Genomic DNA, 22,468 nt, shown 5'->3' with positions numbered 1-22,468 from the left:
GACAGGCCGACCCCTGACCTTTCATCTTTCCGGCAAATACTCCGGGGGTGAGCCGCGCTCGCGGCGAGGGGGCGGAGCCCCCTTTCCTGCCCTGAACAGCCGCGCTAAGCTTCGGGCATGGGCAAGACGGTCAATCTCTCCACCTTCCGCAAGCAGAAGGCCCGCGCCGAGAAGCGCCGCAAGGGCGACGAGAATGCCGCGCGCCACGGGCAGAGCAAGGCCGAGAAGGGTCTGGCCAAGGCACGCGATGACAAGGCACGGCGCGCGCTGGACGGGCACAAGCTTGACGAGTGACGCAAGATCGGGCCGGCCGGTGAAGCGCTCGCTGACCTTGCGCGGGCACCGAACATCGGTGTCTTTGGAAGACGCGTTCTGGCAGGCCTTCCGCGAGATGGCGGCCGCGGATGGCAAGGCGCTGAACGCGCTGGCCTCGGAGATCGACGCGGCGCGCGACCCCGATGTTGGGCTGGCCTCGTCGATCAGGGTTTACGTGCTGGACCGGCTGCGGCGCGCTCAGCCCTGAGCGGGAAAGACGAAGCAGCGGTCGCGCCGGATGGTCAGCCAGAGCGGGCGGCCCGGCTGCGGCAGGAAGACATTCGGCACCGTGGCCTTGAGCACCTGGCCGCCATGTTCCATGCGGAACTCCACCAGGCTCTCGGAACCGATGAAGCGCGCGCGTTGCACGATGCCGCGCGCCGGCGTACCGGCCATGGCAGTGGGGTTGGGGCCGCGCCCGTCGCGGTCGAAATCGATGCCGACATGCTGGGGGCGGAAGACGATCTCGACCTCTGCGCCGTCCGGCACGCCCGGCGCGAGGAACTGGCCGAAGGGCGTCTCGGTCAGCGCGCCCTTCACCTGTCCGCGCAAGACGTTGACATCGCTGAAGAAGGCCACGGCCTCCTTGTCGGCGGGCGCGTTGTAGATGTTGTAGGGCGCGCCCTGCTGCACGATCCGCCCGTCGCGCATCAGCGCGATCTCGTCGGCCATGCGCATGGCTTCCTCGGGTTCGTGCGTGACCAGCAGGACCGAGGTGCCCTCTTCCTTGAGCAGGTCCAGCGTCTCGTCCCGGATGCCGTCACGCAGCCGGTTGTCCAGCCCCGAGAAGGGCTCGTCCATCAGCATGATGCGCGGGCGCGGCGCCAGCGCGCGGGCCAGCGCGACGCGCTGCTGTTCGCCCCCCGAGAGCTGGTGCGGGTATTCGTCGATGAAATGCGCCAGCCCGACGCGATCCAGCAGGGTCTTGGCGCGGGCGCGCCGTTCAGAGCCCGGGCCGGACAGGCCGAAGCCCACGTTCTCGCCCACGCTGAGATGCGGAAAAAGCGCGAAATCCTGGAACATCATGCCGATGGAGCGCCGCTCGGGCGGGACGCGGAACACGGTGTCGCAGACCAGCTCGCCATCCACGTGGATGGTGCCCGCATCCTGCATTTCGACGCCCGAGATCATGCGCAGCGTGGTCGACTTGCCGCAGCCCGAGGGGCCCAGCAGGCAGGTGACATGGCCCGGCGCGATGCTGAGCGAGACATGGTCGACCACGGTGCGCCCGTCGAAGCGGCGCACGAGGTCGCGGATTTCAAGGCGCGGTGGGGTCACGTGTCGGAGCCTCGCAATCGTATCCGAGGGAAATCATCGGGTTTCACCGGAGATAGACCGCCCCCTCGCCGGGCACAACCCCGCGCGGGCCCGGTCGGGCGCGGCTCAGCCAAGCGCCTTGGCCAGCCGCGGCAGGCGCGCCTTCTTCAGCAGGCGGCGCGGGGTCCAGTCCTCGCCCGACAGGCGCCCGGCCTCGGCGGCGCAGGCCTGACAGACCGTGGCGACCGCCTCGGGCGCGCCCTGCCAGAGGCCCAGCAGAAAGGCATCCGGATCGGCGCGCGACAGGCCTTCCTCGGCCAGCACGCCGCGCGGGAAATCCTGCGCATTGGCGGTGACGATCACGTCGGCCGAGCCCGCGACGGCAGCGGCCAGCACGTGCACGTCATTGCCATCGGGCAGCCAGAGCCGATCCTCGAGCGAGGGTTTCCACGCCACCTCGGCCCCGGGCCAGGCGGCGCGGGTCAGGGCGATCTCGCCGCGGGCCTGCGCCTCGCCATCGGGGCCCAGCTTGCGCGCGGCGCGGGCCCATTCCTCGAGGATGCGCGCCGACCAGAGCGGGGTGAACAGCCCCTGCCCCGCCACGCCCAGCAGCACCGCGCGCATCACCGTTGGATACAGCACGCAGGTGTCCAGCAGCACTTTCACAGCCGGAACACCAGCGCCTTGAGATAGCCCGATTCGGCCAGCTGCGGCAGCAGCGGGTGGTCCGGCCCGGCAAAGCCGGTGTGGAGCAGCTGCGCCCGGCGCCCGGCCCGGCCGATGCCGCGCAGGCAGGCGCCGGTGAAGGCCGACAGATCCGCGGCATGGGAACAGGAGCACAGCACCAGCACGCCGCCCTCGCTCGCCAGCGGCGCGGCAAGGCGTGCCACGCGCTCATAGGCGCGCAAGCCCTTGTCCAGCGCGGGCTTGGCAGGGGCGAAGGCGGGCGGGTCGCAGATCACCAGCTCGAACCGCGCCTCCTCACCGGCCAGCGCCTGCAGCTGGTCGAAGGCATCGCCCTGCCGGGTCGTGAAGCGCTCGGCCCCGCCCATCGCCCGGGCGCCGGCCTCGGCAAGCTCCAGCGCGGGCTGCGAGCCGTCGACGCAGGTGACGGAGGCCGCGCCCCCCGCCAGCGCGGCAAGGCCGAAGCCGCCGACGTGGGAAAACACGTCCAGCACGCGCGCCTCGCTTGCCAGCCGCGCGGCAAAGGCATGGTTCTCGCGTTGGTCGTAGAACAGGCCGGTCTTCTGGCCGCCGGTCAGGTCGGCCATGTAGGTGGCGCCGTTCATCTCGACGGGGATGGGCGCGTCGGGCGCGGTGCCGTGCAGGACGGCATCGGTATCATCCAGCCCGTCCAGCGCCCGGCCGCGGCCGCCGGCATTCTTGAGCACGCAGGTCACGCCGGTGACCTGCACCAGCGCCTCGGTCAGGGCCTCCAGCCGCGCCTCGGCCCAGGCGGCGTTGGGCTGGATCACCGCGTGGTCGCCGAAGCGGTCGATCACCACGCCGGGCAACCCGTCGGCCTCGGCATGGACCAGCCGGTAGAACGGGGTGGGATAGAGCCGCGCGCGCAGCGCCAGCGCCCGCTCCAGCCGCGCGGCCAGCCAGGCGCGGTCGATCCGGGCCTCCGGGTCGGGGTCGAGCATGCGGGCCACGATACGCGAGCCGGGGTTGACCGCGACTGTGCCCAGCGGCTGACGTTCATGGTCTTCCAGCCGGGCGATGCTGCCCGGCGCGATGGCCTTGCTGCGCCGGTCCATGACCAGCTCGTTGTCGTAGATCCATGGCGCGCCGCGCCGGATGGCGCGGGCATTGGCCTTGGGTTTCAGGCGCAGGACGGGGCGGTCGGGGGCTTCGGCGGACATGGCGCCTGCCTTAGCCTGCTTTCTTGCGGGTGAAAAGCGCCGCTCAGAACGTGGCGGGCGCGTCGCCCTCGGCAATGCCCTTTTCCGTCCAGCCCTCGGGTTGACCGACCTCGGCCGCGATCACCCGCGCCAGGTGGCGCTGGATGCGTTCCTTCATGCCCAGCCCGGCATGCTCGGCCTCCAGCGCCTTGTCCGCGCCGAAGCCGCGCAGGTCGGCCTTCACCTTGCGACCGCGCACGATATGGGCGCCGGTCTCCATGTCGATGATGTTCAGGTGGAAGGTGATCGAGTGCACGCCGCCCAGCGTGTAGCGGGCCTTTTCCGTGATCGAGTGGAATCGGTCGAGCCGGATCTCGACCCGCGCGGGGCGGCTGCCATCCAGCTCGGCGCGGGCCCGGTCGGCCGCCTCGCGCAGGATCGCGGCGACTTGGGGCTTGCGCGGCCCGTACGGGTCGCCGCGCCAGACGATATCGGCCACGGGGTAGTAGAGATTGGCCTCGGAGACGGTCAGATCCTTGGGGATCTCGATCGCAACGTCGGCGATGCGCAGGTCGCGGCGCGCAGGCGCCGCAAGCGCAAGGCTGGCGGTCTGCGCCGGGGCAGCGATGCGGGTCTCGGCCGGGACGGGTTCGAAGGGCGCGTTGCGCGCCACCTTGGGCGCGGCGCCGCAAGCCGAGAGGCCGGCGATCACGAACAGCCCGGCTGCGATGCGAAGAGGTGTCATGCGTGGATCCTTTCTGCCTCGGGGCGCGCGCCGTTTGGACGCGCATTGTCCATTCGGACTTGGTTAACCACTGTTGTCGCCGAGGATTCGGGCCGCTTTGCGGCGGATCCGGGATCATTCCCGGGCCGGGAGCACCGCGGCGGGCACAGCGCGCGGCCCTGCCCGTCGCGCATGACGACCGCGCGCCTCCGGCTTTTTCCCAGGTAGCCTCCGGCTTTACTGTTAGCGCTAACTGGTGTAAGGGAGGGGCAACGAACAGATCGGAGATCCCCATGGCGCTCAACGACACCATCGCTCGCGTGACCGAGCGGATCGAGACCCGCAGCACGGACATGCGCGCCACCTATCTCGACCGGATGCGGCGCGCCGCCGACGAAGGCCCGCGCCGCGCGCACCTGACCTGCGGCAACCAGGCCCATGCCTATGCCGCGATGGGCCAGGACCAGGACGCGCTGTCCACCGGCCACGCCCCGAACCTCGGCATTGTCAGCGCCTATAACGACATGCTCTCGGCGCATCAGCCCTTCGAGCGTTTCCCCGACCTGATCCGCGCCGCCGCGCGCAACGCGGGCGGCACGGCGCAGGTGGCGGGCGGCGTGCCGGCCATGTGCGACGGGGTCACGCAAGGCCAGGTCGGCATGGAGCTGTCGCTGTTCTCGCGTGACGTGATCGCGCTGGCCGCCGGGGTGGCGCTGTCGCACAATGTCTTCGACGCCGCCGTCTACCTGGGCGTCTGCGACAAGATCGTGCCGGGGCTTGTCATCGCAGCCGCGACTTTCGGCTACATCCCGGGCATCTTCCTGCCCGCCGGGCCCATGCCCTCGGGCCTGCCCAATGACGAGAAGGCCAAGGTGCGCCAGCAATTCGCCGCAGGCGAGGTGGGCCGCGACAAGCTGATGGAGGCCGAGATGGCCTCGTATCACAGCCCCGGCACCTGCACCTTCTACGGCACGGCGAACACCAACCAGATGCTGATGGAGTTCATGGGGCTGCACCTGCCGGGCACCAGCTTCGTCAACCCGAACACGCCGCTGCGCGACGCGCTGACCGTGGCGGGCGCCGAGCGGGCGCTGCAGATCACCAATCTGGGCAATGATTACCGCCCGGTCTGCGACGTGCTGGACGCCAAGGCCTTCGTAAACGGCATCGTCGGGCTGATGGCCACCGGCGGCTCCACCAACCTCGTGTTGCACATGCCGGCCATGGCGCGGGCCGCCGGCATCGCGCTGGAGCTGGAGGATTTCGACGAGATCTCGAGCGTGACGCCGCTGATGGCCAAGGTCTATCCCAACGGGCTGGCCGACGTGAACCACTTCCACGCCGCGGGCGGGCTGCAATTCATGATGGCCGAGTTGCTGGAGGCCGGCCTGCTGCATGACGACGTGACCACCGTGGCCGGTGACGGGCTGTCGCGCTACACGCAGGAGCCGCGTCTGAACGGCGACCGGGTCACCTGGGTGGATGGCCCGAAGGAGACGCAGAACGACAAGATCGTGCGCCCCGCCTCGAACCCGTTCCAGCCGACCGGCGGGCTCAAGCAGCTTTACGGCAACCTGGGCCACGGGATGATCAAGGTCTCGGCCGTCGCCTCCGAGCGTCACGTGATCGAGGCCAAGGCCCGCGTCTTCCAGGACCAGGACAGCGTCAAGGCCGCCTTCAAGGCCGGCGAGATCACCGAGGACACGATCTTTGTCGTGCGCTTCCAGGGCCCGTCCTCGAACGGCATGCCCGAACTGCACGGGCTGACGCCGACGCTGGCGGTGCTGCAGGATCGCGGGCTGAAGGTGGCGCTGGTCACCGATGGCCGCATGTCGGGCGCCTCGGGCAAGGTGCCGGCGGCGATCCATGTCTCGCCCGAGGCCAAGAATGGCGGCCCGCTGGCCAAGGTGCGCGATGGCGACATCGTGCGGCTGGACGCGGTCAAGGGCACGCTGGACTGCCTCGCCCCCGATTTCGACAGTCGAGAACTGGCCACCGCGGATCTGAGCGACAATGGCCATGGCGTCGGCCGCGAGCTGTTCGAGGCCTTCCGCCAGAATGTGGGCCTGTCCTCGAACGGCGCGGCCGTGGTGGTCTGACCTCCAGATGATCCCAAGGGGCGCGCGCCCTCTCGACATTTCGCGCGCGCCCTGCTTCCTGTTCCCCAGACATTATCCCTGTTCCACCGGAGACTGCCGATGATCACCCCTGCCGATGCCAGCCAGAAATCGCTGGAGCTCTGCCAACTCGCCCCCGTGATCCCGGTCCTCGTCGTGGAGGAGGCCGCGCAGGCCAAGGGGCTGGCCACCGCGCTGGTCAAGGGCGGCCTGCCCGTGCTCGAGGTCACGCTGCGCACCCCGGCCGCGCTGGACGTGATCCGCGAGATGGCACAGGTCGAAGGCGGCGTGGTCGGCGCGGGCACTCTGCTGACGCCCGATGACGTGCGCAACGCGGTGGATGCCGGCGCGCAGTTCGGCGTCTCGCCCGGGGCCACCGACACGGTGCTGTCGGCCTGCGAAGAGGCCGGCCTGCCGATCCTGCCCGGCGCCGCCACCTCCTCCGAGGTGATGCGCCTGCTGGAGCGCGGCTATACCGTGCAAAAATTCTTCCCCGCCGAGGCCAATGGCGGCGCGCCCGCGCTCAAGGCGATCGGCGCCCCCATCCCGCAGGTGCGCTTCTGCCCCACTGGTGGGGTCAGCATGAAGAACGTGGGCGACTACCTGTCGCTGTCCAACGTGCTGTGCTGCGGCGGCTCCTGGGTGGCGCCCAAGGACAAGGTCACGGCCGGCGACTGGGATGCGATCGAGGCGCTGGCCCGCGAGGCGGCCGCCCTGCCCCGCTGAGCCCTCAGCGCCGCCGTCCGCCGCGCCCGCCGCGGCGGCGCGGCGCCCCGGCCTCGTCCAGCCCGTCGCGCAGCACCGTCGTCATCGGGTGACCCGGCGCGCCGTGGCGCGACAGCAGCACGGCCACCAGCGCCCTGGCATCCACACCCGTGGGCACCGACAGCGCCCAGTCGAGAAAGATCGACCGGCACTCGGCCGGGGTGATCCCCTCGATCCGGTAGGCCTCGGCGATCAGCCCCTTGGGATCCACCGTGTCGCCTGTCATGACGCGCCCTCGCTTGTCTCTGGCAGAAGCTGGTCGATGATGGCGCCGGCGCGGGCCGTTGCCGCCTCCAGTCGCGACCTCAGTTCGGTCATATCCGACCTGCCGGTCAGGCGCAGCAGGAAGTCGCAGCCCCCCGTGCCAAGGCTCTCGGGATCCAGCGCCTCGTCGCTGACCAGCCGCGCGCCGATCTGCAACGCCCAGCACAGGCCATGCGCCTCGATCAGCGCGGCGCGGTCCTCTTGCGCGATCCAGTCCGCCTGCCGCAGCGCGCGCGGCGTCTGGCGCACCGGCCGGCCCGAAAGCAGCGCCGCCGCCTGCGCCACGAGGTCGATCTCCTGCATGCGGCCAAAGCCGATCTTGGGCTCCCACGGGTCGCCCCTGTCCTTGGCCGCGGCGATCCGGGCGCGCATCTTCGCCACCTCCTGCAGGATCGTGTCCGCCGCGCGCGGCGTGCCCAGCAACTCGCGCCGGAACGCCTCGACATCGCCGGCCAGCCCCGCCGCCCCGGCCACCACCCGCGCACGGGTCAGGGCCAGGTGCTCCCACACCCAGGCCTCGTTGCTCTGGTAGTTGCGGAAACTGTCCCAGGACGTCGCCACCGGCCCCTGGTTGCCCGAGGGGCGCAGCCGCATGTCCACCTCGTAGAGCCGCCCCTCGGCGGTCTGCGCGGTCATGGCGGTGATCAACGCCTTGGTCAGCCGCGCGTAATAGCTGCGCGAGTCCAAGGGCTTGCGCCCGTCCGAGGCCTCCACCCCGTCGGCATCGTAGATCACGATCACGTCGAGATCCGAGCGCGCGTGCAGCCGCCCCGCCCCCAGCGAGCCCATGCCCAGCACCACCGCGCCGCGCCCCGGCGGGGGCCCGTGCTTGCGGGCGAACTCCACCACCACCACCGGGAACAACGCCGAAAGCGTGGCCTCGGCCAGCTCGGCATAGGCGTGGCCGGCCTCCTCGGGGTCCATCAGCCCGCGCAGCAGGTGGACGCCGGCGCGGAAATGCCATTCCTTGCCCCAGCGCCGCGCCGCGTCCAGCCGACGCTCGTAATCATCGGCCTCGGCCAGCAGGTCGGACAGTTCCTGCCGCAGCGCCCGCATGCCCGGCCAGGGCGCGAAGAAGCCGCCGCCGATCACCGCGTCGAACACGCCTGCATTGCGCGCGAGATGGCGTGAGAGGTCCGGCGAGGTGCCGGCGATGTCGACGATCAGGTCGATCAGCTGCGGGTTGGCCTCGAAGAGCGAGAAAAGCTGCACCCCCGCCGGCAGGCCGCGCAGGAATCCGTCGAAAGCGGCCAGCGCCTCTTCGGGGCGCGCCGTCTCACCCAGCTTGCGCAGGATCTCGGGGCGCAGGCGCTTGAAGATCGTCATGGCGCGTTCCGAACGCAGGCAGGGATAGCTGGGCCAGCGGCTGGGGATCTCGCTCTCGGCCAGCGCCTCGGGCATATCGGCCTCGCTACCCTCGTCGGGCGCGAAGAAGCCCTCGGTCAGCTGGTGCACCTCGGTCAGCCGGTCCACCAGCTCCGCCTCCAGCGCGGCGCGGTCGGTGCCCATCAGGCAGGCCAGCCGCTCCATCTCGTCGTCGGTCTTGGGCAGGTCATGGGTCTGCGCGTCACCCACCATCTGCACCCGGTGCTCGACCGTGCGATGCGCGCGGTAGTGATCGGCCAGGGTCTCGGCCACGTCACTCGGGATCCAGCCTTTCTCGGCCAGCACGCGCAGCCCCGGCACGGTGCCACGGGAGCGCAGCTCGGGGTCGCGCCCGCCGGCGATCAGCTGCCGGGTCTGGGTGAAGAACTCGATCTCGCGGATGCCGCCGCGGCCCAGCTTCATGTTGTGCCCCGACAGCGTGATCGGCCCGTGCAGCCCCTTGTGCGCGCGGATGCGCAGCCGCATGTCATGCGCGTCCTGGATGGCGGCAAAGTCAAGGTGCTTGCGCCAGACGAAGGGTTTCAGCTCGCCCAGAAAGCGCTCGCCCGCCGCGATGTCGCCCGCACAGGGGCGCGCCTTGATATAGGCGGCCCGCTCCCATGTGCGTCCGAGGCTCTCGTAATACCGCTCGGCCGCCTCCATCGCCATGCAGACCGGGGTGACGGCCGGGTCGGGGCGCAGCCGCAGGTCGGTGCGGAAGACATAGCCCTCGCCGGTCAGGTCGGTCAGCGTGGCGGCCATCTTGCGCGTGGCCCGCACCAGCGCGGCGCGCGCCTCGTGATAGTCGTCCCGGTCATAGCGTGTCTCGTCGAAGAGGCAGATCAGGTCGATATCCGAGGAATAGTTGAGCTCGCCCGCGCCCATCTTGCCCATGGCCAGCGCCACCATGCCGCCGGCGGCGGGGATGTCCGCCTCGGTCTGGCCGGGCAGCTTGCCGCGTCGGATCTCGCGCGCGATGGCGGCGCGCAGCGCCAGCGAGACGGACAGGTCGGCGAAATCGGTCAGCGCGCCGGTCACCTGTTCCAGTGCCCAGGCCCCCGAGAGATCGCAGAGCGCCGCGATCAGCGCGACCCGCCGCTTGGCCTGCCGCAGCGCGGTGCCGATGCCGTCACCGGGCGTCTCGTTCAGCTCATCCCTCAGCGTGGCAAGTGCTGCCTCCACATCCTCGACCGCGCCCTCCAGCCACGCGCTCTCCGTCTCGATCAGCCCCTTCAGATAGGGGCTCGACCCGCCCGTGCCGGCGATCAGCTCGGCCAGCGGGCCCGTGGCCCAGCCCGCCGCAGCCCGCGCCTCGGCGGCGCGGTCGGCATCGAAGGGACGTGGCAGGCGGGTGATATGCGACGAGATCCTCATGCGCGCAGATGGCCATGGCCGCGCGGCAAAGGCAACCTGTCTTGCCCTCCTCCGGATGCCGCGACAGGATGCGGCAAAAAGGAGATCCCATGAGCAAGAGCCTGAAACGCGTGCGCGCCGCGCTCGAGGCGGCCGGCCTGCCCGACGGCATCCGCGAGGTCGGACAGGCCCGCACCGCGCAGGAGGCGGCCGAGGCGGTCAGCTGCGCGCTGGACCAGATCGCCAAGTCGATCATCTACCGCGCGGGCGACACGGACGAGGTGGTGCTGTTCCTGACCGCGGGCGGCAACCGGGTGGACGATGCCAGGGCCTCGGCGCTGGCGGGCGCACCGCTTGGCCGCGCCGATGCCGCGCTGGTGCGGGCGCAGACCGGGTTCGCCATCGGTGGCGTCGCACCGATCGGGCACCTGACCCCGATCCGCGCCTGGCTCGACCCGCGGCTGATGGAGTTTGACGTGATCTGGGCGGCGGCGGGCACCCCGCGCCATGTCTTCCCGCTCGATCCCCGCCTTCTGCCCGGGCTGACCGGCGCGCAGGTGGCGGCGTTCACGCACCGCTCTTCGGCTTCTTCTCTTTGAAAATACTCAAACCCCGCGGCGGCCACCCGTTTGAACCGCCCCGGATCCCTGGTCTCGCGGAAAATGTAAAAATCATTCACATTGCCCCTTGAACATGCCGGGTCGAACGCCGATCTTTCTCAATGTGAAGAGCATTCACATCGCAACGCAAACACGGAGAGAGACATGACCACCGCCGCATATTCATCCGAGCTGCCCGCCAATGCCGGCTGGCTGACCCGGAGCGAGGCCTGGCTGGATTCCAAGGGCAAGGGCGCCTGGATCGCGGCCATGGTTCTCGGTTTCATCTTCTTCTGGCCTGTCGGCCTTGCCCTTCTCGCCTACATGATCTGGAGCAAGAAAATGTTCAGCAAATCCTGCCGCCACAGCAAGCACGCCTCCCGCCGCCAGGCCTGGAGCGCGATGAAGCCCTCGGGCAACACCGCCTTCGACGCCTACAAGGCCGAGACGCTGCGCCGCCTCGAAGAGGAACAGGACGCCTTCGAGGCCTTCCTCGAGCGGCTGCGCGACGCCAAGGACAAGTCCGAGTTCGACCAGTTCATGGACGAGCGCGAGAAGCGCGCGACGCGCGAGACCGAAGAGGCCTGAGCCGGCCCCCACACGCCCGGCCCCCGCATGTCGCGGGGGTCTTCATCCCCCAAGGAGGACCCCATGTATAGCGAGCCGCTGTCCCATCTGCCCGACCCCGAGACGCAGGCGGGTTTCTATGACGGCGTCACGATCAAGCGCGGCCTGGCCTGGGTGGTCGACGTGATCCTGATCGCGCTCATCACCCTGCCGATTGCCCTGTTCACCGTCGTGGGGCTGTTCGTCATCCCGCTGATCTACCTGACGGTCGGCTTCCTGTATCGCTGGATCACGATCTCGAACCGCTCGGCCACGCCGGGCATGCGGCTGATGGCGATCGAGCTGCGCAACGCCTGGGGCGAGCGGCTGGATACCGGACAGGCCTTGCTGCACACGGTGGGATACACCGTGACCATGTCGACGGTGCTGCTGCAGCTGGGCTCGATCCTGCTGATGTTCCTCAGCGAACGCGGCCAGGGCCTGACGGACATGGTGCTGGGCACGGTGGCGCTGAACCGGCGCGCGTGATCCGCGACGCGATGACGCCGGGTGATGGTCCGAAAGACCCCGCAAAAGCGGGGTCTTGAGCGTTTCAAGGGCTTGGCGACCCGGCCCATCGTTGTTACCGTTTTGTCAACCAACAGCCAACGGATGACCATGCGCCATTCGCTACCCCTTGCACCGCAGTTCTACGTCACCGCGCCGCAGCCCTGCCCGTATCTGGAGGGCCGGATGGAGCGCAAGCTGTTCACGGCGCTGCAGGGCGACGGGGCACAGGCGCTGAATGACGGCCTGTCCAAGCAGGGCTTCCGCCGGTCGCAGAACGTGCTCTACCGGCCCTCCTGCTCGGATTGCGCGGCCTGCCTCTCGGCGCGAATCGATGTCAGCCGCTTCAAGCCCTCGCGCAGCCAGCGCCGCGTGCTCAAGCGCAACGCGCATTTCGAACGCCGCGCGACCAGCCCCTGGGCGACCGAGGAACAATACGACCTGTTCCGCCGCTATCTCGACACGCGTCATGCCGATGGCGGCATGGCCGACATGGACGTGTTCGAATTCGCCGCCATGATCGAGGAGACCCCGATCCGCAGCCGCGTGATCGAGTATAGCGACACACGCAGCGGCGCGCTGATCGCGGTCTGCCTGACCGACATGCTGGATGACGGGCTGTCCATGGTCTACTCGTTCTACGAGCCCGAGCTGGCGCGCAGCTCGCTTGGGACATGGATGATCCTCGACCATGTCGAGATCGCGCGCGAGGCCGGCCTGCCCTATGTCTATTTGGGCTACTGGGTGCCGGGCAGCGACAAGATGGGCTACAAGGCGCAGTTCGACGCGCTGGAGGTCTATCGCAAGGGCGAATGGGAACGGCTGCAGGATCCCTCCAGCTACGATCCGGACACCCACCCGCTCTCGACCGATCCGATCGCCGAGCAGGTGGCCAATATCTCCTTCCCCGATTCGCGCGGCACCTGACCGCGCGGGCGCGCCCCTCAGCCGAGGAGCGCGGGAAGAACCGGTGTCAGCAACAGCATCGCCGTCAGCAGCGCCACCGTGCGGGTGATCGGCACGAGACGCCCGGGCGCGCCCTGCGCGGGCGCGGGGTGCCGCAGCACCCGGTCGCCGGGGCGCGGCGCAGGCCGGTAGACCGGGCCCGCGGGCCGTCCGTGCCGGGGGCTGTGCCGCGAGCGCGGGCGCGGGTCGGTGCCGGGCCACGGGTGGCGGGGTTGGAAATCCGATTTGGGTGCGAATCCTGTCTGGGTCATAGCGACCGTCTCCTGCTCGATTGTTTCGGATGAAATTCCGATAGCTCAGGAGAATGCCCACTGTTCTGGGTCAGGAAACGACGGGAACGTGACAAAACCGGGGAAAGGGGACGCAGCGTCGGACCGCCGGGTCAGGCGGAGCCGGGCCGCCCCGCAAGGGGGCGGCCCGGTCCATCGGGTCAGTTCGGGATCAGGTCCGGGATGATCGTGACGATGCCCGGGAAAGCGGCCAGCAGCAGCAGACCCACCACCTGGATGATCACGAAGGGGATCACGCCGCGATAGATGTGCTGCGTGGTCACCTCGCGCGGGGCGACGCCGCGCAGGTAGAACAGCGCGAAGCCGAAGGGCGGCGTCAGGAACGAGGTCTGCAGGTTCACCGCGATCATGATGGTCACCCATTTCGGATCGAAATGCGCGCCGTAGATCACCGGGCCCACGATGGGCACGACGATGTAGATGATCTCGAGGAAGTCCAGCACGAAACCCAGCACGAAGAGCACCAGCATCACGATGATGAACACCGTGCGCACGTCATCGAAGCTGCGCAGGAAGAGCTGGATGTAGTGCTCGCCCCCGAAGGAGATCACCACAAGGTTCAGCAGCTGCGAGGCGATCAGGATGGTGAAGACCATCGAGGTCACCTTGGCCGTCTCTCGCACCGCCGGTGTCAGCACGCCCGAGCGGAACAGCACCCAGCAGGCAAAGAGCAGCCCGAACAGCGCGTAGAGATAGGCGGCATAGGCCATGAAGAAGGCGATCCAGCTTTCGACGCTGACATCGTCGGTATTGATGCGCAGGTCGAAATTGATCCCGATCAGGATCATGATCACCACGGCCAGGGTCGACCACAGGATGATCTTCGGGCTGCGGTCCTCCTCGGACAGCTTGCGGTAGGCGGCCAGCATGATGGCCCCTGCCGCCCCCAGCGCCGCGGCGGGCGTGGGGTTGGTGATGCCGCCCAGGATCGAGCCCAGCACCGCCACGATCAGCACCAGCGGCGGGAACACCACGCGCAACAGCTCGTTGCCCGCAAGCCGCTTCATGCCGATGGCCACGCCGTAGAGCGTCACCGCCCACGGGATCGCCATCAGGATCACGGTCACGCCCGACGAGGTGGTGGGCGACAGCAGCAGCCAGTCGACCAGCAGCCCCAGCACGATCCCGGCCGCGCCGATCTGCAGGGGGCGCGGATCGGAGGAGGGCGAGATCCCGCGCGCCAGCGACAGCACGAGGCCGAAGAAGACGCTGAGGATCGCGATGCCGGTGCCAATCGGGGCCGCATTGGCGATCTGCGCCGCGCGCTTGGCCTCGATCTCCTCGGGCGACAGGCGCTCGGCCGATTCCACGCCGCCGGCGGCGTCGATCGCGGCCTGCTCGGCCACGGCCTGGTCCCAGGCCTCCTGCCCGTGCAGCTCGATCATCGAGGCCTGGCATTGCGGTCCCACATTGGTGCGCAGGCTGGCCGTCTCGCCGCTGTCGGTGAAACGGTCCACCTCGACCGACTGGCTGCCGACCACGTTGACATTGCCCAGCAGCATCATGCCGGCAATCAGGGCGACCGGCACGAAGAGGTACCAGGTCAGCGCCTCGCCGCGGGTCACGGGCTCGTTCTCGGAGTCGGTCGACACGACGGCCGGCGCCTTGGACGGGTTCAGCATCGCGTAGCCGAAGGCATAGGCGGCATAGAGCCCCGCCAGCAGGATCCCCGGCAGCAGCGCCGCCTGGAACAGCGTGCCCACCGAGACCACCGCCGGCTCACCCAGATAGGTCAGCGCGTCGGTACAGCCGGCCTCGACCGCGCGGGCCTCCTGCGCGGCCGAGTAGAGATCGCCCGCCAGCGTGCCCAGAAGCACGATCACGATCGAGGGCGGGATGATCTGCCCCAGCGTGCCCGAGGCCGCGATCACGCCCGTCGCCAGTTCCGGCGAGTAGTTGTTGCGCAGCATGGTGGGCAGCGCGAGCAGGCCCATGGTCACCACGGTCGCGCCGACGATACCGGTCGAGGCGGCCAGGAAGGCACCCACGACCACGATCGACACGGCCAGGCCGCCCGGCAGCGGACCGAAGACCCGCGCCATGGTGGTCAGCAGGTCATTGGCGATCTTCGAGCGTTCCAGCACGATGCCCATCAGCACGAACATCAGCACCGCCAGCAGAGTCTCGATGGACTGGCCCGCGATGACGCGTTCGTTGATGCGGTTTGTGATGCCCGCGATGGTGCGCTTCAGCGCGCCTTCCCAGTCGCCGGCGGGAAAGACCGATTCCGCCGCGTAGCGTGGCAGATCCGGGTATCGGAAGATCGAGATCGAGTTCTCGTTCACCCCGGACGCGACCAGCGCCCGGTAGGCATCCGACGACGTGTCGATGGCCTGGTGGATGAGAAGCCCGGCGCTGTCCAGCGCCGCGATGATCCCGAAGGAGATGACCCCGGCACCGCCGATGGCAAAGGCCACCGGGAAGCCCGAGAGAATGGCCGAAAAGAGCGTGAGAAAGACGATGATCAGGCCGATCTCGACGCCGTCCAGTCCGAATAGCATGCGCCCTGCCCCTTTGTCAGAATTCCGCGTGGTCGTAGGGCTCTTCGCCCTTCTCGAGCACATCCTTGTCGAGATGCTTGCCGTCGGCCTCTTCGCCTTCGACATATTCCAGCCACGAGCGGTAGAAGAACGCCCAGGCCTGGATGAAGATCATCGCCACCAGCGCCACCATCAGGACCTTGAACAGGAAGTAGGCGGTGAAGCCGTTGGGCGAGAAGCCGATCGTCTCGACATTCCAGCGCAGCGCGCGCGCCTTCAGTTCGAGCCGGCTCAGCGGATCCGAGGGCGAGACCGGCGGCACGATCAGCGAGCGCCACAGGAAGAACCACGAATACATCCAGATCAGCACCGCCATGGGCATCATGAAGAACAGCGAGCCGAACATGTCGATGATGCGCTTCTTGCGGTGGCTGACCGCCGAGTAGATCAGGTCGACGCGCACGTGACCGCCCTGCACGAAGGTGTAGGCGAGGCAGAGCGACACGACCATCGCGTTGTAGAGCTTGAGCTCCTCGGCATACCACGAGATGTCGAATTGCAGCGGGATGCCGAAGCCGAACACGATGTCCGGCCGGGTGAAGATCCGCTGCATGAAGACGATGATGACCTGCTGCAGCACCATCAGCAGACCGGCCCAGGCAAAGAAGCGCCCGACCCAGTTGCCGAAGAATTCCAGCCCGATCACCACGTTCCACAGAAAGGCGCGTTTCCACACGCCGATGGCGAAGATCAGCGAGAAGAAGACCATCACCACGAAGAAGAACTCGACCGAGGCGCCGTAATACACGAAGCGCATGATCGAGATGTTCTCGCCCCAGTTCAGCCAACTGGCAGGATGGGTGATCGCGTATCCGAAATTGTAGAACGCCATGACGATGTTCGTCAGCACCCAGACGATCCCGTCGCCCAGGGCGCCGATGGCCTGCCCGAAGCCGACCACTTCCGTCTCTTCCATGTCCCCCCCTCACCCGAAAACCGGCGCCGGCATCAGCCCGGCCCGGTCCCCGTCGTTCCGGCACGTTGTTCAGAAAAGGCGGCCGGGACCCCGCCTCGGGATCCCGGCCTGTGTGTTGCGATCAGTCGTTGGACGGTGCGTCGCCGCCCAGCACGCGCACGCGCTGCGCCACGTAGTAGCCGTCCGACTTCTGGATCCAGCTGGCGGAGTTGGCCAGGCTCTCGTCGAACGAGTTGCGGATCTTGGCGAACAGCTCGTCATCCATGTACTCGTCCAGCACCTCGGCCGAGGCGCGGCCGAACGCATCCCAGACATCATCGGGGAACTGCAGCGTGCGCACGCCCTGAGACTGCAGGCGCGCCAGTGCGGCACCGTTGTTGGCCAGGGTCTCGGCCAGCTGGTAATGGGTCGTCGCCATCGAGCCGTAGCGCAGGATGTGCTGCTGCTGCGGGGTCAGGTCGTTCCACACGTCGAGGTTGACCGAGGCGGCCAGCGCCGAGCCCGGCTCGTGGAAGCCGGCGGTATAGTAGATCTTGGCCACTTCCTGGAAGCCGGCACGCTCGTCCGCCATCGGGCCGACCCACTCGAGCCCGTCGATCGCGCCCGAGGACAGCGCCTGGTAGAGTTCGCCGCCGGGGATGTTCTGCACCGAGGCGCCCAGCTTGCCCAGGGCCTGGCCGCCGAGGCCCGGCATGCGGAACTTCAGGCCGTTGAAATCGTCGGCGCTCTCGATCTCCTTCGAGAACCAGCCGCCCGACTGCGAGCCCGAGTTGCCGGCGATCAGACCCTTGAGGTTGAAGATCATGCCCAGCTCGTCATGCAGCTCTTCGCCGCCGCCATGGTAGTACCAGTTGGTCACTTCCTGCGCGGTGCCGCCGAAGGGCACGGCGGTGAAATAGGCATAGCCCGGATGCTGGCCGACGAAGTAGTAATCGGCCGAGTGATACATGTCGGCCTGGCCCGAGGACACGGCGTCGAACACTTCCAGCGCGCCCACCAGCTCGCCCGGGGCCTTTTTGTCGATGGTCAGCATGCCATCGGACATCTCGGCCACGAATTTTTCCAGATAGGACGCGGCATCGTCCAGAACGGCAAAGCCGCGCGGCCACGAGGTGACCATGGTCAGCGTGCGCTTGCCCTGCGCATAGGCCGGAGCGGCCAGGCTGGACGCGGCAGCGGCGCCTGCGCCCACGGTCGAGGCGCGAAGAAATTTACGGCGATCCATGTGGTATCCTCCCTGAAGGTCATCTTGCGCGCGGCTCCCCGCCCCGCGCGGATCGTTAGAGTGCACGCACCGTATTCAGACTCCGCGCGCAAGAAAATACCCACTGCTACGGAGGACCGCCGGAAAAAGTTACACGATGCCCGGGAAAATGGCCGGTTTGAAACGCCGACCGGGGTGCGAGGGCCGCGGCAACCGCCAAGGATCGCCGCGACCGCGCAGAATCGCCTATTTCGTTTCGGTCGCGGCGGGCGCCCTCTCATGGCCGGTCGCCATGCAGCTTTCCGGCTGAATGACGAGGACGCAAATTTTGTGGGGACTCGCAATTGACACAGCCTCGCAGGACTTTCCGTTGGGTCAACGACTCGTTGACCGTTGACGGGTCAGGAATTCCTGAAGCCCCCTGCACCACCGCCGGATTTCGCTGTATGACAGGGCCATGTCGCGTCTTCGCATCTCTTACGGGCAGAAGCTGTTCCTGCTGGCCTCGCTGCCGCTGATCCTCGCCGTCTCGGCGATCGCCGTGCTGGTGGCCGAGCAGTCGCGCGCGCTGGCCGAGCGCGAGATCCGCGGCCTCGAGACCCAGCTGATCGAGGCCAAGAAGCGCGAGCTGCGCAATTACGTCACCCAGGCGCGCAACGGGTTCTACTTCGTCTACGGCTCGGCGGCGCCCGATGATGCGGCGGCCAAGGAACAGGTGATGCAGATCCTCGCCGCGATGATCTATGGCGATGACGGGTTCTTCTTCGTCTATGATTACGACGGCACCAACCTCGTCTCGCCGCGCCAGACCGAGCTGATCAATGCCAACTGGTGGGACATGACCGACAGCGAGGGCACGCCGGTGGTGCAGGAATTCATCGCCACCGCACGGCAGGGCGCGGGCTATGTCGAGCATCTCTGGCCCAAGCCCTCCACCGGCGAGGAGGCACGGATGATAACCTACGTGACCTCCTTCCCCTCCTGGCGCTGGGCGGTGGGGACCGGGGTCTTCATCGACGACGTGCTCGACACCGTCGCCGCGGCCCGGGCCGAGGTCGAGGCGCGGGTCCAGCGCACCTTTCTCTATATCGGCGGCATCACCCTGTCGGCGCTGCTGCTGGTCTTCCTGTCGGGGCTGTTCCTCAACATCCGCGAGCGCCGGCTGGCCGATGCCAAGCTGAAGGAGCTGACCCAGCGGGTCTTCGACGCGCAGGAGGCCGAGCGCGGCCGCGTCGCGCGCGAGCTGCATGACGGGATCAGCCAGATCCTCGTCGGCGTGAAATACGCGCTGGACATCACCCAGAGGCGCATCCGCAGCGGCGACGCGCGCGCCGCCGACACGCTGGACAAGGGGCTCGACAACCTGGGCGAGGCGATCCACGAGGTGCGCCGGATCAGCCGCGACCTGCGCCCGGGCGTTCTGGACGATCTGGGCCTCGGCCCCGCGATCAAGGCGCTGGCCGATGATTTCCGCGCCCGCACCCGGATCGAGACGCATTTCGAGACCGTGGTCTTCCGCAACCGTCTGGACCAGGACGCCAAGATCGCGCTCTACCGCATCGCGCAGGAGGCGCTGACCAATGTCGAGCGACATTCCGGCGCCTCGCGGGTGGATATCGACCTGCGCGGCCACCGCTCGGGCGCCACGCTGCGCATCACCGACAACGGCACCGGCATGGAGGCCGGGCGCCGCGACCAGACCGGGATCGGGCTGCGCAACATGCAGGAGCGCATCGACCAGCTGGGCGGCACCCTGCGCATCTTGTCCTCCCGCGCGGGCACCGTTATCGAGGCGCAGGTGCCGCTGACGCACCTGCTGCCCCCAGAAGAGGCGCCACCCGCCCAACCGAGAGCCAAGGCATGACCCGTACCCGCGTCGTTGTCGTCGATGATCACCCGATGGTGGCCGAGGGAATCGAGGCCATCCTCGAAAGCTATGACGACCTGCAGGTCATCGCCACGCTGTCCGATGGCCGGACCATGATCGACCGGCTGGACGAGCTGTCGCCCGACGTGATCTTGATGGATCTCAACATGCCCGGGCTGGGCGGGCTGTCGGCGACCGAGATGATCCTCGAACGCCGCCCGGCGACCCGCATCCTCGTCCTGTCCATGCATGACAGCCCCGAATACATCTCGACCGCACTCAGCCACGGCGCCCGGGGCTACGTGCTCAAGGACGTGCCCACGGACGAGATCAAGCAGGCCATCGACGCCGTCATGGCGGGTGAACGCTATCTCTGCACCGGGGCCGAGGGCGCGCTGGCACCGCGCGACGGCACGCGCGAGCAGCTGACCACCCGCGAGCAGACGGTGCTGCTGCAGCTGGCGCAGGGCAAGTCGAACAAGGAAGTGGCGCTGGTGCTCGACATCTCGGTCCGCACGGTCGAGACGCATCGCAAGAACATCAAGCGCAAGCTGGGGATCAGCACGACCGCCGGGCTGACGCGCTATGCGCTGGAACATGGCGTGCTGCAGGGGACCGGCGCCAACCTGTGACGCCCGCCCCGGTCGCGGTCAGAGCCTGTTACAGGGCGATCGCGGTATCATCCTCGGGGCAATCCCCCCAGAATTTCAGCACCATGGCCGGCACGATGCGCGCGCCCTCGGCCTCAGTGCCCGCCAGGTCCGGCGCCGAGGCCGGCACGTCGCGCAGGAACGTGGCCAACCCGATCAGGACGACCAGCGCCACGGCCTTGCACAGGGTGAAATCGCGGTGGAATATGTTGCGCTGCATGGCGACCTCCTCGCCTTCAATGACCGCTCTCAGGATTGCTCAGAAAACCGATCGGTTCAATTCACGATTCTGAGCGGCTTTGTTGCATTCTTGCGATGGCCAAGCGGAAAGCGTCGAAACCGCGCAATCCGGGGCGCGATTGCGCAACACTGTTGCCGGGGCGCAACGCGGCGGCAGGGTTCACGTCCTTGATGAAAAGAGCGCCGTAACCGCTTGTTACAATGGAATGATCGCGAAATCGCATGCGTCGTGCCACGGCTGTTATCCAATTCTTTCTAGAGTGTGGGTCCATCCTGAGGGCGCGCGGGATCGCGCGCATTTGAGCTATTCATGACCTGCGCACAGGTCCTGTTCACGCCGCCACCGGCAACGCTTCGGCCGGCGCGACCAGCCGCTCGGCATGCAGCAGGCGGATCTGCTGCGTCGCGCTCCAGTGATCCGGCGGCAGGCCGGCCTTGCGGCGCAGCGCCGCCACGAAAAGCTGTGGGTCGTCCAACTCCGCCCAGGCCGAGGGCAGCAGCATCGCGTGACGCCCGGCATCGGACAGGGCCAGCCCGGTCTCGCCCGGCACCAGCCGCGCCAGCAGCGCGGCCTCGTCGGGCATCTCCAGCGGCGTGGCCGGGCCCAGCAGGTCGATCTCGATCCCCAGCGCCTGCGGATCGGGCGCCCGGCCTGTGGCGCGCGGATCCCGCAGCGCGGCGCGCGCGGCGTTGCCTGCCACATCCGCTACGAGCGGCAGGTGCGGGGTCAGCGTCGCGGCCGATCCGATGCAGGTCCCGCCCGCGGTCAGCGTGACCGCGCTGGCCATGAGCGTGCGCAGCGGCAACGCATAGCTGTCCGGCCGCATGTGCGGCGCGGTGCCGCGTGACAGGCCCGAGCCGACGGCCCGCCGGGCCACGTCCAGCAGCACCTCGGACAGCCCGTCCGGCAGCAGCGCCCCCTGGGGCGGGTAGACCGCCCAGGCGCCATGGCCCGAGACCGGTCCACCGCCCTTGGGATGGGTGACCGCATGGCCCAGCCGCAGCGCCCGGCACCCCTGCCCGGCTTGCGAGCCCTGCCAGCCCGCCAGCACCAGCGCGCCGCTTGCCGCATCGGGGGTTAGCCGCGCACCCTGCCCGGTCTCGATCAGCGCCGCCGTCCGGGCCTGCAGCCGCCGCGCTTCGGCGGCGGTCCCGGCCCGGCCGAGGTCGCTGGACAGGACGAACAGGGTTTGTCCCGGCAGGCGGTCCAGCCGGTCGATCACCGCGGCGATCCGTGCCGGGGCCACCTGCCCGACCACCAGCGGCACGACGGGCACGCGCGGATGCAGGAAGCGGGCAAAGGGCAGATGCGCGTCGATTCCGGGCTGCGCCTCGAAGGCGGCCTCGCGCCCATGCGCCCGGCCCGACCGGATCAGCGCGCGACAGGCGTCGCGGTCGATGCGCAGCTTCTTGCCCGGGATCTCGATCGCGCCGTGATGCACGGGTACGGCGATGCCGGTGAAATCCGGCATGGGCGCCGCGGCCAGCAGCACGATCCGGTCAGGCGCGGCATCGCGCGTCGCCGACCAGGCCCCGGCCATTACCGCCCCGCAGACCGGCAATCCGGCATGGGGTGCGATCACCGCGCGCGGGGTCGCGACCAGCCGGTCGGCCATCGGCGCGGTGCGCGCCAACCAGTCACGCACGGTCCGGGCCAGCTCGAGCGGGTCCTCGGGAAAGACCCGCCCCGCCAATCGCGTTACCCTGCATGCCATGCCGCCCCTCCTGTCCGGTCGTCCTGCGCGGGCACGGATTGCCGCGCGCGTTGTCCCCCAGCCTCGCCCGCAGGCGTGGCGGAATTGCGGAAAACTCGCGGAAACTTCGGCCCGTCCGCCGGGCCTGCTCGGCAAGGCCTTGCCGAAAATGTCGCAGGCCGGGCGGATCGCGCAATTTTTTCATCCCGCGGGCGCGCTTTTCGCAGGTGCAGCGGTTGACGGCCCGACGGCCCTCTCCTAATGTCGCGAGCGCATACGAAAGGAGCCCCGGGTCATGTGCACCCTGCTGGTAATCGTAGGAAACAGGCGCATGGGCCGGTAACGGACACCCATTGAGGACCCCATGCGCCCCCCGTCAGCCGAC

The 22,468-nt window shown here is 68.7% G+C and carries 23 protein-coding genes; 10 read left to right on the top strand and 13 right to left on the bottom strand.

Annotated features, from left to right (window positions below; genetic code table 11):
• Nucleotides 1–117 precede the first annotated feature (117 nt).
• A complete protein-coding gene (locus AVJ23_RS20810; protein WP_058864157.1) occupies nucleotides 118–294 on the top strand; it encodes a DUF4169 family protein in 177 nt (58 codons plus the stop codon).
• Entirely contained in the window at nucleotides 248–523 is a 276-nt protein-coding gene (locus AVJ23_RS20805; RefSeq protein ID WP_058864156.1) for a ribbon-helix-helix domain-containing protein, read from the top strand. The genes AVJ23_RS20810 and AVJ23_RS20805 overlap by 47 nt, the downstream gene beginning before the upstream one ends.
• Here the strand turns inward: AVJ23_RS20805 and AVJ23_RS20800 are convergent.
• The 4 genes from AVJ23_RS20800 to AVJ23_RS20785 all read right to left on the bottom strand — a co-directional run bounded on the left by AVJ23_RS20800 (nucleotide 514) and on the right by AVJ23_RS20785 (nucleotide 4,161).
• Nucleotides 514–1,593 (bottom strand): ABC transporter ATP-binding protein, encoded by a 1,080-nt coding sequence (locus tag AVJ23_RS20800; protein WP_058864155.1) that lies wholly within the window; start codon nucleotides 1,591–1,593, stop codon nucleotides 514–516. The two genes, AVJ23_RS20805 and AVJ23_RS20800, sit on opposite strands and share 10 nt — an antisense overlap.
• 105 nt (nucleotides 1,594–1,698) lie before the next feature.
• Nucleotides 1,699–2,238 carry an RSP_2648 family PIN domain-containing protein gene (locus tag AVJ23_RS20795; protein WP_058864154.1) on the bottom strand — a complete coding sequence of 180 codons (540 nt, stop codon included), beginning with the start codon at nucleotides 2,236–2,238 and terminating at the stop codon, nucleotides 1,699–1,701.
• Nucleotides 2,235–3,437, bottom strand: a complete 1,203-nt coding sequence (locus tag AVJ23_RS20790) for an RSP_2647 family RNA methyltransferase (protein ID WP_058864153.1) — start codon at nucleotides 3,435–3,437, stop codon at nucleotides 2,235–2,237. The genes AVJ23_RS20795 and AVJ23_RS20790 overlap by 4 nt, the downstream gene beginning before the upstream one ends.
• A 43-nt stretch (nucleotides 3,438–3,480) precedes the next feature.
• Nucleotides 3,481–4,161 (bottom strand): DUF6778 family protein, encoded by a 681-nt coding sequence (locus AVJ23_RS20785; protein WP_058864152.1) that lies wholly within the window; start codon nucleotides 4,159–4,161, stop codon nucleotides 3,481–3,483.
• 272 nt (nucleotides 4,162–4,433) lie between these two features.
• Between AVJ23_RS20785 and edd the strand changes: the two genes are divergently transcribed.
• Together edd and eda are read left to right on the top strand one after the other, a co-directional pair.
• Nucleotides 4,434–6,239 carry a phosphogluconate dehydratase gene (gene edd / locus AVJ23_RS20780; protein ID WP_058864151.1) on the top strand — a complete coding sequence of 602 codons (1,806 nt, stop codon included), beginning with the start codon at nucleotides 4,434–4,436 and terminating at the stop codon, nucleotides 6,237–6,239.
• 99 nt (nucleotides 6,240–6,338) lie between these two features.
• The gene (eda, locus tag AVJ23_RS20775; protein WP_205626898.1) at nucleotides 6,339–6,983 is read left to right on the top strand and encodes a bifunctional 4-hydroxy-2-oxoglutarate aldolase/2-dehydro-3-deoxy-phosphogluconate aldolase; all 645 of its coding nucleotides are present in this window, start codon (nucleotides 6,339–6,341) and stop codon (nucleotides 6,981–6,983) included.
• Nucleotides 6,984–6,987: 4 nt separating this feature from the next.
• Here eda and AVJ23_RS20770 read toward each other — a convergent pair whose 3' ends face one another.
• Nucleotides 6,988–7,248 carry a hypothetical protein gene (locus tag AVJ23_RS20770; protein ID WP_058864150.1) on the bottom strand — a complete coding sequence of 87 codons (261 nt, stop codon included), beginning with the start codon at nucleotides 7,246–7,248 and terminating at the stop codon, nucleotides 6,988–6,990.
• Nucleotides 7,245–10,025: a [protein-PII] uridylyltransferase family protein gene (locus tag AVJ23_RS20765; RefSeq protein ID WP_058864149.1), complete on the bottom strand. Its 2,781-nt coding sequence runs from the start codon at nucleotides 10,023–10,025 to the stop codon at nucleotides 7,245–7,247. The genes AVJ23_RS20770 and AVJ23_RS20765 overlap by 4 nt, the downstream gene beginning before the upstream one ends.
• An 89-nt stretch (nucleotides 10,026–10,114) precedes the next feature.
• On the opposite strand from AVJ23_RS20765, the gene AVJ23_RS20760 reads away from it, so the two are divergent.
• The 4 genes from AVJ23_RS20760 to AVJ23_RS20745 all read left to right on the top strand — a co-directional run bounded on the left by AVJ23_RS20760 (nucleotide 10,115) and on the right by AVJ23_RS20745 (nucleotide 12,643).
• Entirely contained in the window at nucleotides 10,115–10,603 is a 489-nt protein-coding gene (locus AVJ23_RS20760) for a YbaK/EbsC family protein (protein WP_058864148.1), read from the top strand.
• A gap of 165 nt (nucleotides 10,604–10,768) precedes the next feature.
• Complete coding sequence (locus AVJ23_RS20755) at nucleotides 10,769–11,191, top strand: DUF2852 domain-containing protein (RefSeq protein ID WP_058864147.1); 423 nt, start codon at nucleotides 10,769–10,771, stop codon at nucleotides 11,189–11,191.
• 63 nt (nucleotides 11,192–11,254) lie between these two features.
• Nucleotides 11,255–11,698 (top strand): RDD family protein, encoded by a 444-nt coding sequence (locus AVJ23_RS20750; protein ID WP_205626897.1) that lies wholly within the window; start codon nucleotides 11,255–11,257, stop codon nucleotides 11,696–11,698.
• A 129-nt stretch (nucleotides 11,699–11,827) separates the two neighbouring features.
• Nucleotides 11,828–12,643, top strand: coding sequence for an arginyltransferase (locus AVJ23_RS20745; protein ID WP_058864146.1), 816 nt, complete (start codon nucleotides 11,828–11,830; stop codon nucleotides 12,641–12,643).
• Nucleotides 12,644–12,660: 17 nt separating this feature from the next.
• Here AVJ23_RS20745 and AVJ23_RS20740 read toward each other — a convergent pair whose 3' ends face one another.
• The 4 genes from AVJ23_RS20740 to AVJ23_RS20725 all read right to left on the bottom strand — a co-directional run bounded on the left by AVJ23_RS20740 (nucleotide 12,661) and on the right by AVJ23_RS20725 (nucleotide 17,653).
• Nucleotides 12,661–12,933 carry a hypothetical protein gene (locus AVJ23_RS20740; protein ID WP_058864145.1) on the bottom strand — a complete coding sequence of 91 codons (273 nt, stop codon included), beginning with the start codon at nucleotides 12,931–12,933 and terminating at the stop codon, nucleotides 12,661–12,663.
• Between the two features lie 179 nt (nucleotides 12,934–13,112).
• The gene (locus tag AVJ23_RS20735; RefSeq protein ID WP_058864144.1) at nucleotides 13,113–15,473 is read right to left on the bottom strand and encodes a TRAP transporter large permease; all 2,361 of its coding nucleotides are present in this window, start codon (nucleotides 15,471–15,473) and stop codon (nucleotides 13,113–13,115) included.
• Nucleotides 15,474–15,489: 16 nt separating this feature from the next.
• Nucleotides 15,490–16,428 carry a TRAP transporter small permease subunit gene (locus tag AVJ23_RS20730; protein ID WP_058864143.1) on the bottom strand — a complete coding sequence of 313 codons (939 nt, stop codon included), beginning with the start codon at nucleotides 16,426–16,428 and terminating at the stop codon, nucleotides 15,490–15,492.
• 121 nt (nucleotides 16,429–16,549) lie between these two features.
• Nucleotides 16,550–17,653 (bottom strand): TRAP transporter substrate-binding protein, encoded by a 1,104-nt coding sequence (locus AVJ23_RS20725; RefSeq protein ID WP_058864142.1) that lies wholly within the window; start codon nucleotides 17,651–17,653, stop codon nucleotides 16,550–16,552.
• A gap of 436 nt (nucleotides 17,654–18,089) precedes the next feature.
• Here AVJ23_RS20725 and AVJ23_RS20720 point away from each other — a divergent pair, with 436 nt between their 5' ends.
• On the top strand, nucleotides 18,090–19,496 hold the full coding sequence (locus tag AVJ23_RS20720; RefSeq protein WP_058864141.1) for a cache domain-containing protein: 1,407 nt from the start codon (nucleotides 18,090–18,092) through the stop codon (nucleotides 19,494–19,496).
• Complete coding sequence (locus tag AVJ23_RS20715) at nucleotides 19,493–20,131, top strand: response regulator transcription factor (protein ID WP_058864140.1); 639 nt, start codon at nucleotides 19,493–19,495, stop codon at nucleotides 20,129–20,131. Before AVJ23_RS20720 ends, AVJ23_RS20715 begins: the two co-directional genes overlap by 4 nt.
• A 28-nt stretch (nucleotides 20,132–20,159) precedes the next feature.
• Here the strand turns inward: AVJ23_RS20715 and AVJ23_RS20710 are convergent, their stop codons facing one another.
• The 3 genes from AVJ23_RS20710 to amrA form a co-directional block, all read right to left on the bottom strand.
• Nucleotides 20,160–20,369, bottom strand: a complete 210-nt coding sequence (locus AVJ23_RS20710; RefSeq protein ID WP_058864139.1) for a hypothetical protein — start codon at nucleotides 20,367–20,369, stop codon at nucleotides 20,160–20,162.
• A gap of 61 nt (nucleotides 20,370–20,430) precedes the next feature.
• Complete coding sequence (locus AVJ23_RS22960; protein WP_157772748.1) at nucleotides 20,431–20,625, bottom strand: hypothetical protein; 195 nt, start codon at nucleotides 20,623–20,625, stop codon at nucleotides 20,431–20,433.
• 96 nt (nucleotides 20,626–20,721) lie between these two features.
• Complete coding sequence (gene amrA, locus AVJ23_RS20705; protein WP_084794838.1) at nucleotides 20,722–22,104, bottom strand: AmmeMemoRadiSam system protein A; 1,383 nt, start codon at nucleotides 22,102–22,104, stop codon at nucleotides 20,722–20,724.
• Nucleotides 22,105–22,468 lie beyond the last annotated feature (364 nt).

The organism is Pseudoponticoccus marisrubri (genome assembly GCF_001482405.1).
Lineage (GTDB): Bacteria > Pseudomonadota > Alphaproteobacteria > Rhodobacterales > Rhodobacteraceae > Pseudoponticoccus > Pseudoponticoccus marisrubri.
This window is presented reverse-complemented; position numbering and strand designations above follow the sequence as displayed.